Origin of the sequence: Xanthobacter autotrophicus, assembly GCF_029991245.1 — a bacterium.
GTDB lineage: Bacteria > Pseudomonadota > Alphaproteobacteria > Rhizobiales > Xanthobacteraceae > Xanthobacter > Xanthobacter autotrophicus_C.
Map to the genome: position 1 here is coordinate 7,501 of NZ_JAIVFO010000006.1, position 15,900 is coordinate 23,400.

The window sequence follows — 15,900 nt, forward strand, 5'->3', positions numbered from 1 at the left end:
ATGCCGCCGACGACCCCATCATGCTGGCCACCTGGTAGTTCACAAGATTTGCCCCGCCCAGCGGCAGATCGTAATTGGTGTCGAAGATGTTATCGACACCGAAATCCACCTTGACCATGTCCAGCTCATAGCTGGTGCGGAAGTTGAGCAGGGCATAGGCCGAGGTCTCAAGCTCGTTGCGCACCTGGCTCACCAGCGTCTTCGACGACACCAGCTGGAGTTCGAGGCTGGAGGACCAGTGGCCGAGGCTATGGTCGATGGCCACCACGCCGTTCAGCGGCATCATGTGGTAGAGATTAACCCCATCGGTCCTCTGGCCCTGCACGAAGTTCAGGCTGCCGCGAAACGCGCCCTGGCCGTAGGTAACATCATCCCACAGCGCCAGCTTGCCGTCGATGTTGACGCCGTAGAGCCAGGCGTCGTGGTTGGCGAACTGCAGATAGACGAAATTGTTGGTGGTGGTCAGGTTGCTCGGCAGGTTCGGGCAGGTGGACAGCGCGCAGCGGTCGGCATCGATATAGTCCAGCACATAGCTGTAATAGGGCGAGACCCGCAGCTCCCAGACCTTCTTCGCCGGATCGTGCCAGGTGGCGGTGAAGCTCACCGTGTGCGCCGCCTCCGGCTCCAGGTCGAGATTGCCCACATAGCCGTTGCCGTCACCGAACCAGCCGATCATGCTCATGGCCATGGCGTCGGTGGACCAGGCATAACGCTCGTAGAAGTTCGGCGAGCGCGTCTTGCGGGCAAGGCCCAGCTCGTAGAGGCTGGACGCGTTGGCCTCGTAGCGCAGGATCGCGGAAGCATCGACATTGAAATCGGTGCGGGCATGGTCCTGCGCATTGAAGAGCGCGGCATTCGCCCCGTACGTCATTTCGTTATAGCCCTGCACGTCGCCGGTATTCATCCAGACGATGTCGTTGCGCAGGCCGAACACCGCGGTCCACTGGTTGTCGATGTGGCGCTCCCACTCGCCGAAGGTGCCTAGGCGCAGCCGCTGGCCGTTGTTGATGTTGATGAAGGTGTCCGGCCCCATCATCATGGAGTCCTCCACCGGCGGCCACCAGTCGTCGAGGTTGTTGTAGTAAAGCTCGTTGCCGAGGCGGACGATATCGTGGGCCGACACCCCGAACGTCCCCTTCAGCGCATAGCCCAGGTCGGTGCTGCGGGTGTCCATGGGCATGTCGCCGTCCTTGTCCGGCTCGATGAAACCCATGGTGTGCCGCACGCGGTTGGCGAACAGGGTCGCCTCCAGCTTACCCCAATCGAACAGGCCCTCGTAGCGGGCGTTGCCGAAGATGCTCTTGTTCTCCACCAGGTCCATGTACTGGTTGACATAGCCCTCCGAGGGGATGAACTGCCCGCCGATCTGGAAGGTGAAAAGCTGCTCCTGCACCTTTTTCGAGATGCTCAGGGCATGGTTCTGCGTCTCATACATGGTGGACTTGATGGTGGTGCCATCGCCCGCCGTATAGTCGTTGGCGCGCGCCCAGCCGCCGGTATAGGTGACGCTGGTATCTTCATTGGACACGGTCACGTTGGCATCGACGCCATAGCCCTCGCCGTTGCTGCGGTAGAAGCCGGAGACGCTGCCGTGGGTGGTCAGGGCCTGCCCTGGCGTGAACTGCGCCGGCGCGACGGACACGTCCACCTTCGCACCGGTGTAGTCGCCGCCGACACTCACCGGCGCGGTCCCCATGTAGACCCGCGCGCCGGCGATCATCGCCGGGTTGACGAAGGACAGGGGCGGATTCATCTCGTTCGGGCAGGCGAGGCCGAACAGCATGCCGTTGATGGAGACCTGGACCCGGTCCGCCCCCATGCCGTTGACGGCCGGCAGGCTCGACACGCCGCCGGCGCCCCAGGCCGCGCCACCCGGAATCCGGCTGATCAGCGAACCCGAATCGCTGGTGGAGAGGGTCGCGCCCTGGGCCTGCGCCCCCGAGATGGTGGCGGTGTCGGCCGGGGTGAACGGGCCGTCGGAAGCGCCTCCGGCTGTGGACGAGGGGACCTCGGGGCGCACCACGATGGTGGGCAGTTCCATCGCGGTCTGCGCGCCGGCCGCGGCGGGCAAGAGCGGCGCCACGCACAAGGGAGCCACGCACAAGACGGCGCGCGAGGGCCGCACCAGCGCGCTCGTCAGATGCAGGGCGCGGCGCAGGATGTTTCGGGAGTGAATCGGCATGATCGTGTCCAGGCTGCCGACGACCGGACGTGCGCCGCACCGGCTGCAATGAGCCGCGCACGCGCAACCGTCTTCCGACGTCTTCGGCGATACAGGGATGGGGCGTTTGCGCGCAGCGCGCGCGGCGTTCCTAAGCCAGCGCCGGCGGCGCGCGGGGCTGGAACGGGAGGGCGAAATGCAGGCCCTGAAGCGAACTGCGCAGAACCGCCCGGAAGTGCAACTCGATGGCGACGCGATCAATCACCGCCGTCATGACCGGCGGCAGCACCGCGACATCCGTGCGGGACAGGCAGAGCGGACAGTGAACCATGGATTTCGAGGGGTCGCCGCCGTCATCCGAGTGCACGCCCGACGGCGCGCTGGGAAGGCAGAGCGGGGTCATGGCATCGGCGCCCACGGGCGAGACAGATGCCATCAGGGCGCTGGTCAGCACGATCTGGAAGACAAGGGCATAGGCCGCCGCAAACGCAGCGATCCAGCCAATCCCCCACTTGTGACCCCGCCGCCCGATCATCACGTCCCATCCCCTATGGGAAGATCTAACATGGCACCTGCGGAAAGAAAACGACGGGACCCGCGACCGATGCGCCGCCGATGGCCAGGGTCACGACGATAGCGGGGGTCCACCCCTTTTGAGCATCGCGCTTTCCACACGCGATCGGGGACCGGCCTCGCCTGAAAACGCAAGGCGGCGGCATCCCGCAAGATGCCGCCGCCTCATGGTGATGGAAAAGGGGATCAGGCCGCCTCGAAGAGCCGGCGCTCGAACAGGGCGCTGCCCTTCCAGCGATTGAGCGCCTTGGCCGCGGCCAGCACGGCGAGATCCACCAGCGGCTCGACGATGATCACGAGGAGGTAGGCGCCGCCGAACGCGGAGATCGAGGCGGCATTCTCGGCGGTGAAGCCCTGGCCGTAGAACGCCCAGAACGCCACCCAGCCGACGATGCCGGCCTGGTAGGTGGTGGAGAGCGCGAGGGCCTGGCGGTACTTCAGGTCCACATAGGGCGTGTTCGGCGCGATGACCCGGGGCGCGAGCGCCGTGAGCGCGAACAGCGGGACCAGCAGGGTCGTCACGTTCATGCCGAACTGCGGCAGGTCGAAGGGCGCGAAGAACAGGCCCTGGACCAGCAGGCCGATGGCGAGGCCGATGGCGGCGGGCGCAGCCCCGAGGATCAGGAACAGCGTCGAGCCCAAGATGAGGTGCACTTCCGAGACGCCCACCGGATAGTGCGGGAGAACCTCGAAGAAGGAAAAGACCAGAGCCGTCGCCGCGGCACTGCGCGACAGCAGGGACAGCGCGCCGCGCTCGCGCAGCGCGTCAAAGGCGAGCTTGAGCGTGTAACCGCCGGCACCGGCCGCCGTCACATAGCTCAGCCAGATCTTTCCGCTGTCCACAAGGCCAGGTTCGATATGCATTGAAAGCTCCGTTGCCGTCTCACCCGACGGCGTGAGGGTGAACACATGCCCATGGTCGGTCTCCTGACTCGCGGGTCGTCGCAACCATCCGCCTTCCCGGACCCCGCCTCGAAAGGCGTGGATCCAGTGGCATCGTGGAAGGCCACTCGCCGCTCACAGTCGCGGGGGCGGTCGGGGCTTCGGGCGATCAGGCCCTTCCCCATTCCCAGATCCATCGGAACGCGTCGCCGCGCGCCGATGGAAAACCATGTGCAGGTGCAGCAGCGGACAATCGGTGCTCCCTGTCAAGAGTGATCGCAGCTCAAGGCCCGCTCGCATGGCCCGCTGCGCCCCCGGCCAGAGCACGCGCCGATCAGCCTGCATGGCAAGCTGATCGGATAACGCGGTCTGGTTTTCTCACGCATATCGCCTCACTCGGCCCGCCGCTTGGCGGGTCATTGGCGGGTCATTTGGCCGGGTGAGAATGGTCGGGGCCGCTGCCCCCGGCGGCGATGGCGTCCACATTGTATTTCACCGCGACGCTTCCGGCCTTCTCGAAGGTCAAGGTGCCGTCGATCACCGCCCCTTGCTTCAGCGGCTGCTTCAGGCCGAAGAACATGATGTGGTAGGAGCCCGGCTTGAACGCCACGCTGCCCCCGGCGGGGATCGCGATGCCGTCCGACAGGGGACGCATGGTCATGACGCCGTTGGCTACGGCCATCTCGTGGATCTCCACGCGCTCGGCCACGTCGGACGTCGCCGAAACCAGGCGATCCGGGGCGGCGCCGGTGTTCTTCAACGTGAAATAGCCGGCTCCCACCGTGGCACCGCCCGGTGTCGCCCGCGACCACGGGTGGTCGATCTCGATGGCGCCGACCTTGAATTCGTGCGCCATCAGAGACTGCACCGAAAGCACCAGGACCAGGACGGCGAAGACCGATGCGGCGAGAATTTCCTCCCCATAGGGACGATAGGGCGTGCGCGGACGGGCGCTGCCCGCGAAAAGGCGCGTGAGGCTGAACATGGCAAAGCTCCATTGGACGACGCCGCCTCCCGGGGACCGGGAGCGGACATGCGGACGGGAAACGGATTGGCCTGCCGGGGCAGGAGGCTCAGATCGTGCCGGGAGGCGCCCTGGGAAGACCGGGCGACGACCCGGGCACCGACCGCCGGACCGCGCCGGGCCAGGCGGAGACCGGCTCGGCCACCCTATTCATGGCATGCCGCACGATGCTCCAGGGCACCGGCGGCGGAGCGGCGCCAGGTCCGAACATGGGGCAGCCGAGCATGCAGCACCCCGGGCTCGGGAGGGATGACCGATGGCCATCGTCCGGCAGCGCCGTTCCGCCGGGGGCGGACGGTCCGCAAATGACCGTGGTGGCAAGATCAGGGTTGCTCGGAGCGGCATGGGCGCCGGCAGCCATCCCCGTGACCAGCACCTGCAAGACGAGCAGATAGGCCGCAGCGACAGCGGTCCAGGCTCTCCAGGCAGAATACCGCATAATCACGAACCCATGGCCCTCATGCGCGAGGCGGCACGCCATCCTGCCACCGACGGCGCACCTTGCAGGGCGCGCGCACACCATCTTGCGATGCGCCGCGCAGCCACACAAGAGTGCGCTGACACGCTGCGGAACAGTCGGCCACGGGCGGCCACGGGCGGCGCTGTCCCCGCCCCCTCGGCACGCCGGCGTCAGCGCGCCGCGCCCGGCGGCCTATGCGATGCCGCTGTTCTTGCCTGCGGCGGGAGACCCGGCCACATACTGGATCGCGCGATGGATCAGCTCGGCAAGGGTGGTGGCGCCGAGCTTGGTCTTGAGATGGGAACAGGTGTTCGCCACCGTCTTGTAGCTCACGCCCAGCTCTTCGGCGATCTGGCCGTAGGCCTTCCCCTCGGCCAGGAGCGCCAGTGCTTGCAGCTCGCGCTGGGTCAGGTCGGCGAGCATGCCGGTCCGCCCGCGCGTGCCCAGAAGCGCCACCTCCAGCGCCAGGTCGTGGCTGATGTAGGACTGGCCGCGCCGCACTTTCTCGAAGGCATCGATGAGATCGGCCGCCGACGTGTCCTTGACCAGATAGCCGGTGGCGCCGGCCTCCAGGGCACGGCTCGCGATCACCGGATCGGCATGCATGCTGAACACCAGGATTGGCATGCGCGTGGCATGCACCCTGAGCCGCCGCACCAGCGAGAGGCCGGCCAGCCCGTTGCCGTTCAGCGCCAGGTCCACGATCACCATATCCGGCCGTTGGCGGCGGAACTGCCGATAGCCTGCGACGGCGGTCTGCGCTTCGATCAGTTCGCCCGCCCCCGTGTCCTCCAGCAGGTGCCGGCAGCCCTGGAGCACGATGGGGTGATCGTCGATGATGAGGACACGGGTCATTCTTCTCTATTCACCTTCCTGCAAGATGGGGGGCGGCACGGGAATCTCCGCCACGAAGCGGCCCCCACCCTCGGGACCACGCTCGAAGCGGCAGGTGCCGCCGAGGGCCCGCACCCGCTCGCGCATGCCGGCGAGGCCCAGCCCCTCGACGATGCGATCCGGCGGACCGCGGCCATCATCGATGACACCGAGGCGCAGCATCCTCGCCCCTTCGTACGCAGGCCCCGTGTCGACCTCGCCGATCTCGACCCGGATGGTGCGCGCATCTCCATGCTTCAGGGCATTGGTAACCGCCTCCTGGATGCAGCGGTAGAGCGTCGCGTCGCGGGCGACGCAATAATGGGCGGCAAGGGGGCCGGCCGCCAGCAGGAATGTGCGCGCAGGATCGTGCTGGCGGAAATCGGCGAGGAGGCTCGAAATGGCGTCCCCGAGCGACAACAGATCAAGGGCGGCGGGGCGGATGCGCCGCAGGAGCCGGCGGTTCGTCGCCTGCATGCGCTCGACGATGCCGACGAGGCCCTGGGTCCGCTCGGCGATCCGCGCCCTGGCCGGTCCTTCCGCCTCCGCCGCTGCGCGAGCCAGCGATTCGGCACCGGCCTTGAGGCCGAACATCAGCGGCCCGAGTTCGTCATGCAGTTCGCTCGCGATCTGCCGCCGCTCGTCCTCCTGCAGGGTGACGAGGTGGGCGCTGAGCCGGTTGTTCTCGGCGCGGGCGGCGGCGAGCGCCGCAGCAAGCTCATTGAAGCGCTCCGCCACTTCCGCCAGTTCGCGGGTGCGCGGCAGGTCCACCCGGCATGAAAAGCGGCTCTGCTCCAGTTCACCGAGCGCCCGGCGGAAGCCGGCGAGGTCGGAGCGCACGCGGCCCAGAGCGAGATAAAGCGCAAGCAGGATGGCCGCGTTCACCGCGATGGCGACGACGGCGAAGTCGCTCACGTCCTCCCAGACTTCATCCACCTCGTCGTCGGGCACGCCGGCGATGCGCACACGCCCGAACAGCGCGCCGTTGGTGTGCACCTCCACGTCCCGCACCACCTCCTTCACGCCCACGAGATGAGCGAACCACAAGGGTGCCCCGCCGTCGGCGTCCTTTTGCTCCGTCGACCGGGGTGGCTTGAGCGGGACGGGGCGCCCCTGCGCGTCTTCTATGACAATACGCACATGGCGCAGGTGCCGCAGGTGCACCGGCCACCCGGCCAAATCGCCGGCCGAGTCGCCGGCCGCGGCACCTGCGGCCGCGGGAGCCTCCGCCATCCGCTCGGCGGTTTCCCGCACCATGCGCTCGGCCATCTCAACGGAGGCCGTCATCTCCCGTTCGGCCGCCACCCGCGCGTTGTGGACCACCACAGCGCCGGCCACCACTGCCGCCGCGGCATTGATGGCGAGGACGACACCGAGGACCCGGAGCCGCAGCGACGCCCGACGCCCGACGGCCGAACGCGGTTGCACCGGCAGCCCATGGCGCGGCACCGGCCCGGGCTGGAGCGAGGACGGCAGTGCACCCGGCAAGCTCATGGCGCGCGGCTCCCCTGCCCGGCCCGCGCCAGCGCCAGCGCCTCCAGCGCGGCGACACGGCCGAGCCCCGACGCCCTGAGGTTGAAATAATGCTGGCAGAGGTCGCCGAAACCGAATCGGCCACGGCTGCCGCCATCCTCGCGGGCGAGGCGGATGAAGTCTTCGAGCAGGTCCTGCGGCGGTTCCACCAGGCCCTTCTCGGCCAGCATGCCCTGCAACTGTGCGGTGCGGTTGGCCAGCATGCGTGGGGCTTCGTCGAACAGGGCGTCGGCCTGCTTCAGGAGCACCGCCATGCGCGCGGGATCGGCCGGCGGAACGGAACGGGCCGCGAGCCACACCTCGGGCGGCACCGTATCGGTCCGTTCCAGCCAGTCACGCATGGGCCGGGCCGGGCCGGGCGGAACCGCCGGAGCCGATGCTCCGGGCGTGGCTTCCACCGCAGCCACGGGCTTGCGCGCGGGCGCCTCGTCTTCTCCGCAGGCACAAAGCACGACGAGGCTGGAGCCCAGGAGCACCCCGGCGCAGCGCGCCCGGCTCCACCGCAGCGCCAGACCGCACTGCACACCTTGGCCTTCACCCGGTCTGCGCCCTGAGAAACTTCTTATGATCTTCTGCATATGGCGCCCTGAACTCTCTACGCGCCGATTATACGTCGCGAAATCTAGATCAGAACCTGCAGTCCGAACGCTGACCGGCATCTCCCCGACCTCCGTCAGAAATCTCGTTTGTTGTTTTTATCCAATAACATAGAACTATCTCCCGCCAAATTTTACCAAAAGTTCCCGCATCCAATTGCACAAATACCGCGAGACAAGGCACACCGAAAGCCGTCATCTGTATAAACCAAGATCAATGATCTTATAGAAAAATAAGAATTACGGCATTCAGGTCGCTATCGGAGGACGACCGGCACCATCCATTTGATCACCGACGCGCGGGCGCGCGCGCCTTCCCGTCAGCCGCAAGAGTACGCGCCGACCAGATTATTCAATCTGATCGGATCGCGCTCTTGAGCGCGGCCGGCTGAAGGCCACGCCCGACGGGATCCCCCGTCGGCCGCCCGACGCACGCCGGTCAGCCCCCATCGGGGCGGCGCGGCGGCCGGCGCCGGGACCCCCATGAGAGCGGGAACACCGCTCCGAAGGTGCGCGGACATCCGCGCCACCTCGGCGAAAGGGTCCGCCGAACCTCGTCCAAGACCAAAGCTTTGCAAGACCAAAGCCTTGAACGTGAGGAAAACCCCGAGGAAGCGCCAAATGACAAGACTGTTTTCTTCCGTGTCCCTGTGTGCCGTGACCCTCGCCCTGGCAGCGGGTTCCGCCGCCTTGTCCGTGCCGGCCAACGCCAACGACAAGCTCGTCGAAATCGCCAAGAGCGATGAAAACTGGCCCATGACGGGCAAGAACTACGACGCAAACAACTTCAGCCCGCAAAAGCAGATCAACAAGCAGAACGTCAAAGACCTGAAGGCTGCCTGGTCGTTCTCCACCGGCGTGCTTTCGGGTCACGAGGGCACCCCCCTCGTCGTCAACAACGTCATGTATATCCACTCGCCGTTCCCCAACACCACCTTCGCCGTGGGGCTGGACGACCCGGGCCGCATCCTGTGGCAGCACAAGCCCAAGCAGAACCCCACCGCCCGCTCGGTGGCGTGCTGCGACGTGGTCAACCGCGGCCTTGCCTACTGGCCCGGCGACGGCAAGACCCCGCCCCTTATCCTCAAGACCCAGCTCGACGGCCACATCGTCGCGCTGAAGGCGGATAGCGGCGAGGAATTCTGGAAGCTCGAGAATTCCGACATCAAGGTCGGCTCCACCCTCACCATCGCCCCCTATGTGGTGAAGGACACGGTGCTGGTGGGCTCCTCGGGCGCCGAGCTGGGCGTGCGCGGCTACGTGACCGCCTACGACGTGAAGACCGGCGCCCAGAAGTGGCGCGCCTACGCCACCGGTCCCGACGACCAGGTGAAGCTCGCCGACGACTTCAACAAGGCCAATCCGCACTACGGCCAGAAGGGCCTCGGCACCCAGACCTGGGAAGGCGATGCCTGGAAGATCGGCGGCGGCACCAACTGGGGCTGGTACGCCTTCGATCCCGGCACCAACATGGTCTATTACGGCTCCGGCAACCCGGCGCCGTGGAACGAGACCATGCGTCCCGGCGACAACAAGTGGACCATGACTATCTGGGGTCGCGACATCGACACCGGCGAGGCCAAGTTCGGCTATCAGAAGACGCCCCATGACGAATGGGACTATGCCGGCGTCAACGTGATGATGCTGTCCGAACAGGTGGACAAGACGGGCAAGATGCGCAAGCTTCTGACCCATCCGGACCGCAACGGCATCGTCTACTCCCTCGATCGCACCGACGGCACCCTGGTCTCCGCCGACAAGATCGACGACACGGTCAACTGGGTGAAGCAGGTGGACCTGAAGACCGGTCTGCCGCGGCGCGATCCGGAATTCGGCACCCGCATGGATCACGTCGGCCGCGACATCTGTCCCTCGGCCATGGGCTACCACAACCAGGGCCACGACAGCTACGACCCGGAGCGCAAGTCGTTCTTCATGGGCATCAACCACATCTGCATGGATTGGGAGCCCTTCATGCTGCCCTACCGGGCAGGTCAGTTCTTCGTTGGCGCGACGCTGAACATGTATCCCGGCCCCAAGGGTGACCGGCAGAACTACGTCGGCCTCGGCCAGGTGAAGGCCTATGACGCCATCAACAACAAGTTCAAGTGGGAAGTGATGGAGCGTTTCGCGGCCTGGGGCGGCACGCTCGCCACCGCCGGCGGCGTGATGTTCTACGGAACGCTGGACGGCTTCATCAAGGCCCGCGACAGCGACACCGGCCAGCTGCTCTGGAAGTTCAAGCTGCCGTCCGGCGTCATCGGCCATCCCATGACCTATACCCACAAGGGCGTGCAGTACGTCGCCATCTATTATGGCGTCGGCGGCTGGCCGGGCGTGGGCCTGGTGTTCGACCTGAACGATCCCACCGCCGGCCTCGGCGCCGTGGGCGCGTTCAAGCAGCTCCAGCACTACACCCAGCAGGGTGGCGGCGTGATGGTCTTCTCCCTCGACGGGAAGGGTCCTTACGAAGATCCCAACGTGGGCGAATTCGCCTCCGGCGGCTGATCACCCTCTAAACTTAAGGAAAGAGAACGCGTTATCCGATCATCTTGCGATGCAATCTGATCGGCGCGTGCTCCAGCCTGGGGCGGATGACCTCCGACACCCGCCCCCCACCGGCCGCCGCAATGCCGCGCGGCGGCCGGCTCTTTCCCGCATCGCCCGCAGCGCGGGCCTTCCCATCGGGAGCGCAGGATGACCCATTCCGGACCGACCACCCGCCGGCTGCTTCTCGCCAGCCTTCTCCTGTCGCTTGGCGCCGTGCCGGCCATGGCCCAGACGCCCGCCGCGCAGGCTAAGGACGCGGCCCAGAACACGGCCCAAGGCGCGGCAACCGCAGCCGCAGCGCCCGCCGACCCCGGCGTGCTGCGCGTGTGCGCCTCCGAGGTGGAAGCACCCTTCTCGTCGAAGGACGGCAAGCCCGGCGAAACATCAGGCTTCGAAAACCGCATCGCCAAGGTGCTCGCGGACGCCATGGGGCGGAAGGTCCAGTTCGCCTGGACCTCCAAGGCCGCCATCTACCAGGTGCGCGACCAGCTTGACCCCAGGCTCTGCGACGTGGTCATGGGCGTTGATACGGGGGATGCGCGCCTGCTCACCTCCAAGCCCTATTACCGCACGTCCTACGTGCTGGTGACGCGGGCCGACCGCAACATCACCGCTGCCGACTGGCAGGACCCCCAGGTGGCTGCGCTCGGCCGCTTCGCCATCCGCTTTTATTCCCCCGGCGAGACCATGCTGAAGCGGCTCGGCAAGTATGAGGACAACGCGGCCTATCTCTACGGCCTCGTGAACTTCAAGTCGCCGCGCAACCAGTATGTGCAGATCCCCGGCGAGCGCATCGTTGCCGAGGTGGCCAACGGGGAGGCGGACATCGCCTTCGCCTTCGCGCCGGAAGTCGCGCGCTATGTGAAGGCCTCGCAGGTTCCGCTGCGCATGTCGCTGGCCGGAACCTCCATCACCCGCTTCGACGGCACGGTCGTGCCGCTGCATTACGACCAGTCGGTGGGCGTGCGCCGCGACGATGCCGCCCTGCTCGCCGAAGTCGACACGGCGCTCGTGAAGGCACGGCCGCAGATCGACGAGATCCTCGTCGAGGAAGGCATTCCCCTCCTCAAGCCCAACAGCTGAGCCCCGCGCATTCGCGCTTTATTGCCAAACGAACATTCCGGCAGGTCCTGATGAAGAAGAGTTTCCGTTCGCGCGCCCTGAAGGGTCTCGCCGCCATTGCCCTCGCTTCCAGCTTCGCGCTGGCGGCCCATGCGGCGCTGACCTTCACGAACACCGTTACGGGCCAGCCGCTCGACCTGTCCGAGGCCATGGAAGAGGGGCGCGACACCGAGGCGGTGAAGAAGTTCCTCGCCACCGGCGTCAACCTCTACGTGGAAAACCCCACCTGCCTGCCCAAGGGCATGGACCTGTTCATGTCCATGTGCTCGGGGTGCCACGGCCACTACGGCGAGGGCAAGATCGGTCCCGGCCTCAACGACTCCTACTGGACCTACCCGAAGAACATGACCGACCAGGGCCTGTTCGAAACCATCTTCGGCGGCGCGCAGGGGCAAATGGGGCCCATGTACAGCGCCCTCACCCTCGACGACATGCTCCTCGTGATGGCCTGGATCCGCCACATCTACAAGGATGACCCGAAGGACGCCGTGTGGCTGACCCCGGCCCAGCGCGCCGCCTTCAAGCCCTTCCAAAAGAAGGAGGATCACACGCCGCCTGTGGATCAGGCGCCGGTGTGCAAGGTGTCGACCGCCAGTGCGGCCGGCCTCAAGTGAACATGGGAGGAAACCATATGACCCGTTATGACCGCACCCGCCGCCGGATCGCCCCGTTTGCCGCCGCTGCCGTTGCAGCCACCGGCCTCTTCGCCGCCACGGGCGCCCTCGCCTATGACGGCACCAACTGCCGCGCCCCGGGCAATTGCTGGGAGCCGAAGCCGGGATTCCCGGCCCAGGTGGCCGGCTCCAAGTTCGACCCGAAGCACAATCCGGCGGAGGTCGCCAAACAGTCCCTGTCCATCACCGCGATGGAAGAGCGCAACCAGAAGCGCGTCGCGTATTTCCAGAAGACCGGCCAGTTCGTCTATGACGTGAGCAAGATTCCGTCCAACTGACGACAGCCTCACCCGATCCCACCAGCAGGGCAGAACTCTAAACTTTTCTGCCGGGCAATCCTCCGATGGATGGTGGGCCAACTGGCGCGGCCTGCCGGGATGCGACGGAGCCTTTGCAAAGGCCTCCCTGCACCGGCCGGCTGCGCCCTTCTTCAGCGCCATTGGTGCAGAATCAGGACGCCACCCCATGCAGGTCCTCGCCGGCTCGGACCCAATGCTCGCGGACTGGCTCGCGGACTGGCGCACCCGCGCCCACGTCTTCGAACACGAGGTGGCCAAGGTGGTGCTGGGGCAGGAGCGGGTCATCCGCCTGCTCACCATCGCCGTGTTCGCGCGCGGCCATGTGCTGCTGGAAGGCGACGTGGGCGTGGGCAAGACCACCCTGCTGCGGGCCATGGCCCGCGCCATCGGCGGCACCTACGAGCGGGTGGAGGGCACCATCGACCTGATGCCCACCGACCTCGTTTACGACGCGCGCATCGGCGACGACGGCCGCCCCCGTGTGGACCCCGGCCCGCTGCTGCGGCGCGGCGGCGACCTCTCCATCTTCTTCTTCAACGAGATCAACCGCGCGCGCCCTCAGGTCCATGCGCTGCTGCTGCGCCTGATGGCCGAGGGCACCGTCGCCGCCTTCGGGCGCGAGCACCATTTCCCCCATCTCCAGGTGTTCGCGGATCGCAACCGCGTGGAGCGCGAAGAGACCTTCGAACTGCCGGCCGCCGCCCGCGACCGCTTCTTCATGGAAGTGCAGGTGAAGGCGCCCGCCGACGCGGCGAGCCGGCGTGCCCTCATCTTCGATCCGCGCTTCCACCACATGGATCAATTGATCGCGGGCGTCGCCACGGACGTGCTCGATCACACCTGCCTCGATCAGGTCGCCCGCGCCATTCAGAACGGCGTTCATGCGAGCGATGCCATCGCCGCCTACACCGTCGCCCTGTGGGATGCGGTGCGCGCCCCCGACGCCGCCGGCATCGTCCTGCCCGGCGTGCGCATGGATCGGCTGGTGCAGGGCGGGGCGAGCCCGCGCGGCATGTCCTTCCTGGTGCGGGCGGCCCGCGTGCGGGCGTGGCTCGAGGGCCGCGACATGATCGTGCCCGAAGACCTGCGCGCCGTGTTCCCGGAAGTGATGGCCCACCGCATCTTCTTCGATCCGGTCTACGAGATGCGACGCGAGGAGATCGCCGGCGCCCTCTGCCGCGCCGCCTTCGAGACGGTCCCGGCGCCATGACCGCCCGCGCGGAACCGGAACTGCCACCGGACTTGCCACCCGACGCACCTGCCGCCCTGCCCTATCGCCTGCGCTGGCGCCCGCGCGGCGAGCGGCCGGGCGCCCATCCGGCGCGCGGCGAAGGCGGGGACGGCACGTTTCGGGGCCTTCTGCCCCTCATCGCCCGGCCCGACCCCCGCCGCATCGACCTGCGGGCGTCCCTGCGCGACCCGTTCGAGGCGATCCATGTGCGCACCTTCGCGCCCCGCCGCGCCATGACCGTGGCGGTGCTGGCGGACGTGTCTGCCTCCATGGCGTTCGACGGCGTGCGCGAGGCCACCGCCGAGCTGGCCGCGACCCTGGCCGCGTCCGCGGTGGCCGGCGGAGATGCCTTCGCCCTGGTTGCCGCCGACGCCGAGGCGCGGGACGACATCGACCTGCCCGCGTCGCGCCGCCGGGGCATGGCGCAGGAGGTGCGCGCGCGTCTTCTGTCCGCGCCCTTCACCGGGCGTTCGGCGGGCGGGCTGGGGGATGCGGCCGCACGGCTGCCGCAACGCCGATGCCTCGTCTTCCTCGTGTCCGACTTCCTGCTGCCGGCCGACGATCTGGCCGGGCTGCTCGATACCCTGTGGCGCCACGATGTGGTTCCGGTGGTGCTGCGCGACAGCCGTGCCGAAGGCGATCTGCCCGCCTTCGGGCTGATCGAGGCGCGGGACGCGGAAACCGGCGGGCGCCGCCTCGTTTTCATGCGCCCTTCCCTGCGCGAGCGCTGGCGGGTGGAGGCGCGCAACCGCATCACCGCGCTCGAAGATCTGTTCGCCGGGCGCGGCCTCGGCGCCTTTCATCTCTCCGACCGGTTCGATGCCGATGTCCTCGCTGACTTTCTGGCGCACCGCTAGAGCGCGATCCGCGCAAGTTGAACCAATTTGCCCGGTCGATCGCTCTGTGGACCCAACACGCAGAAGGCGTGCGCCCGTCGGCTTGCTGCGCAGGCTGACAGGCGCGTGCTCCAGGGCCAGCCTTCGTGCGGCTGTCCTGCTCGGCGTGTGCCTGGCCGCCGCGTCGGTGCGCGCCGCGACGGTGGAGCTGTTCGCCCCGCGCCCGTTCGGCTATTTCCTGGGCGATCTGATCACCCTCGAAGCCGTGGTCACCCTCGATCCCGGTTTCCGGCTGGAGCCGGGCAGCCTGCCCCGCCCGCGCCCGGTGACCTACTGGCTCGACCTGCGCCGCGCCGAGCTTGCCGATCTGCCGCAGGTGAATGGCGCCCGGCGTTATCGCCTCACCCTCACCTACCAGACCTTCTACGCGCCGCTGGAGACACGCGGGCTCGACATCCCCGCCGTGCCGCTCACGGCCCGCGACGGCGACCATGTGCTGAACCTCACGGTGCCGGCGTGGAGCTTCGCGTCATCGCCCCTGCGCTCGCTCATCGCCGGCGGCGGCGCCAATCCCATGGCACTCCAGCCGGACATTGCGCCCCGGCCCCATCCCCTGCGCACCGACCTGAGGCGGGCTGGCGGCGCTGCCGCACTGTCGCTTGCGTGCGCCCTGGGTCTTGCCGGCCTGCGCGGCTGGGGGCCGTTCGGGCGGCGGCGGCCGCCGTTTTCCGCGGCCGCACGGGATATGAGGCGGATGCTCGCGGCACCGCCGGCAGCGGAGGCCTATTCCAAGGCCCTGCTGCGCCTCCACCGCGCCTTCGATGCCGCCGCAGGCCGCCGCCTGCTGGCCGATGATGTGCCGGACTTCCTGGCCGCGGCCCCTCACCTGGCCACCGCGGCGGACACCATCGCGCGCTTCTTCCACGCCTCACGGGTCGCCTTCTTCGGTCAGGGGCCGGACGCGGCAATGGCAGAGATGGCGCCGGAAGCGCTCCTCTCCCTCGCCCGGCGGCTGGCCGTGGCCGAGCGCAAGGGCGCGGTGCGGCCGGCGGCTGCCCCCGCTGCCCGGGAGGCGACGGCGTGAGC

14 protein-coding genes and 1 riboswitch (1 of these 15 only partly in view) are annotated in these 15,900 nt (G+C 67.7%); of the genes, 7 read left to right on the top strand and 7 right to left on the bottom strand.

What is annotated here, in order from left to right:
* The 7 genes from K9U41_RS02340 to K9U41_RS02370 all read right to left on the bottom strand — a co-directional run.
* Window positions 1-2,182 carry the 5' portion of a TonB-dependent receptor gene (locus tag K9U41_RS02340; protein ID WP_282639252.1) on the bottom strand. Its footprint begins 62 nt before the window's first position, so the window shows 2,182 of its 2,244 coding nt (coding positions 1-2,182); its start codon is at window positions 2,180-2,182; its stop codon lies beyond the left edge, outside the window.
* Window positions 2,183-2,312: 130 nt separating this feature from the next.
* Entirely contained in the window at window positions 2,313-2,696 is a 384-nt protein-coding gene (locus tag K9U41_RS02345; protein ID WP_282639254.1) for a DUF2946 family protein, read from the bottom strand.
* Window positions 2,697-2,920: 224 nt separating this feature from the next.
* A complete protein-coding gene (locus tag K9U41_RS02350) occupies window positions 2,921-3,598 on the bottom strand; it encodes an energy-coupling factor ABC transporter permease (RefSeq protein ID WP_282639255.1) in 678 nt (225 codons plus the stop codon).
* Between the two features lie 36 nt (window positions 3,599-3,634).
* Window positions 3,635-3,863: riboswitch (cobalamin riboswitch) on the bottom strand.
* A gap of 180 nt (window positions 3,864-4,043) precedes the next feature.
* Window positions 4,044-4,601, bottom strand: a complete 558-nt coding sequence (locus tag K9U41_RS02355) for a copper chaperone PCu(A)C (protein ID WP_282639257.1) — start codon at window positions 4,599-4,601, stop codon at window positions 4,044-4,046.
* Between the two features lie 691 nt (window positions 4,602-5,292).
* A complete protein-coding gene (locus tag K9U41_RS02360; RefSeq protein ID WP_282639258.1) occupies window positions 5,293-5,955 on the bottom strand; it encodes a response regulator transcription factor in 663 nt (220 codons plus the stop codon).
* 6 nt (window positions 5,956-5,961) lie between these two features.
* Window positions 5,962-7,467: an ATP-binding protein gene (locus K9U41_RS02365; RefSeq protein WP_282639259.1), complete on the bottom strand. Its 1,506-nt coding sequence runs from the start codon at window positions 7,465-7,467 to the stop codon at window positions 5,962-5,964.
* A complete protein-coding gene (locus K9U41_RS02370) occupies window positions 7,464-7,847 on the bottom strand; it encodes a hypothetical protein (RefSeq protein WP_282639260.1) in 384 nt (127 codons plus the stop codon). Before K9U41_RS02370 ends, K9U41_RS02365 begins: the two co-directional genes overlap by 4 nt.
* An 876-nt stretch (window positions 7,848-8,723) precedes the next feature.
* Between K9U41_RS02370 and K9U41_RS02375 the strand changes: the two genes are divergently transcribed.
* The 7 genes from K9U41_RS02375 to K9U41_RS02405 all read left to right on the top strand — a co-directional run bounded on the left by K9U41_RS02375 (window position 8,724) and on the right by K9U41_RS02405 (window position 15,898).
* Window positions 8,724-10,610: a methanol/ethanol family PQQ-dependent dehydrogenase gene (locus K9U41_RS02375; protein WP_282639262.1), complete on the top strand. Its 1,887-nt coding sequence runs from the start codon at window positions 8,724-8,726 to the stop codon at window positions 10,608-10,610.
* Window positions 10,611-10,799: 189 nt separating this feature from the next.
* Window positions 10,800-11,735: a methanol oxidation system protein MoxJ gene (moxJ, locus tag K9U41_RS02380; RefSeq protein ID WP_282639263.1), complete on the top strand. Its 936-nt coding sequence runs from the start codon at window positions 10,800-10,802 to the stop codon at window positions 11,733-11,735.
* Between the two features lie 50 nt (window positions 11,736-11,785).
* Window positions 11,786-12,388: a cytochrome c(L), periplasmic gene (gene moxG, locus K9U41_RS02385; protein WP_282639265.1), complete on the top strand. Its 603-nt coding sequence runs from the start codon at window positions 11,786-11,788 to the stop codon at window positions 12,386-12,388.
* A 17-nt stretch (window positions 12,389-12,405) separates the two neighbouring features.
* The gene (locus tag K9U41_RS02390; protein WP_282639266.1) at window positions 12,406-12,726 is read left to right on the top strand and encodes a methanol dehydrogenase [cytochrome c] subunit; all 321 of its coding nucleotides are present in this window, start codon (window positions 12,406-12,408) and stop codon (window positions 12,724-12,726) included.
* Between the two features lie 187 nt (window positions 12,727-12,913).
* Window positions 12,914-13,957: an AAA family ATPase gene (locus tag K9U41_RS02395; RefSeq protein WP_432715717.1), complete on the top strand. Its 1,044-nt coding sequence runs from the start codon at window positions 12,914-12,916 to the stop codon at window positions 13,955-13,957.
* On the top strand, window positions 13,954-14,835 hold the full coding sequence (locus K9U41_RS02400) for a DUF58 domain-containing protein (RefSeq protein WP_282639268.1): 882 nt from the start codon (window positions 13,954-13,956) through the stop codon (window positions 14,833-14,835). Before K9U41_RS02395 ends, K9U41_RS02400 begins: the two co-directional genes overlap by 4 nt.
* 145 nt (window positions 14,836-14,980) lie before the next feature.
* Entirely contained in the window at window positions 14,981-15,898 is a 918-nt protein-coding gene (locus K9U41_RS02405) for a nonribosomal peptide synthetase MxaA (RefSeq protein WP_282639269.1), read from the top strand.
* The last annotated feature ends 2 nt before the right edge of the window (window positions 15,899-15,900 follow it).

What these genes read in the sequence shown, in the direction of transcription:
- moxJ (WP_282639263.1), top strand. Translation starts at nt 10,800, where the DNA reads ATGACCCATTCCGGACCGACCACCCGCCGGCTGCTTCTCGCCAGCCTT.
- K9U41_RS02360 (WP_282639258.1), bottom strand. Translation starts at nt 5,955, where the DNA reads ATGACCCGTGTCCTCATCATCGACGATCACCCCATCGTGCTCCAGGGC.
- K9U41_RS02375 (WP_282639262.1), top strand. Translation starts at nt 8,724, where the DNA reads ATGACAAGACTGTTTTCTTCCGTGTCCCTGTGTGCCGTGACCCTCGCC.
- K9U41_RS02400 (WP_282639268.1), top strand. Translation starts at nt 13,954, where the DNA reads ATGACCGCCCGCGCGGAACCGGAACTGCCACCGGACTTGCCACCCGAC.
- K9U41_RS02390 (WP_282639266.1), top strand. Translation starts at nt 12,406, where the DNA reads ATGACCCGTTATGACCGCACCCGCCGCCGGATCGCCCCGTTTGCCGCC.
- K9U41_RS02365 (WP_282639259.1), bottom strand. Translation starts at nt 7,467, where the DNA reads ATGAGCTTGCCGGGTGCACTGCCGTCCTCGCTCCAGCCCGGGCCGGTG.
- K9U41_RS02350 (WP_282639255.1), bottom strand. Translation starts at nt 3,598, where the DNA reads ATGCATATCGAACCTGGCCTTGTGGACAGCGGAAAGATCTGGCTGAGC.
- moxG (WP_282639265.1), top strand. Translation starts at nt 11,786, where the DNA reads ATGAAGAAGAGTTTCCGTTCGCGCGCCCTGAAGGGTCTCGCCGCCATT.
- K9U41_RS02355 (WP_282639257.1), bottom strand. Translation starts at nt 4,601, where the DNA reads ATGTTCAGCCTCACGCGCCTTTTCGCGGGCAGCGCCCGTCCGCGCACG.
- K9U41_RS02345 (WP_282639254.1), bottom strand. Translation starts at nt 2,696, where the DNA reads ATGATCGGGCGGCGGGGTCACAAGTGGGGGATTGGCTGGATCGCTGCG.
- K9U41_RS02370 (WP_282639260.1), bottom strand. Translation starts at nt 7,847, where the DNA reads ATGCGTGACTGGCTGGAACGGACCGATACGGTGCCGCCCGAGGTGTGG.
- K9U41_RS02395 (WP_432715717.1), top strand. Translation starts at nt 12,914, where the DNA reads ATGCAGGTCCTCGCCGGCTCGGACCCAATGCTCGCGGACTGGCTCGCG.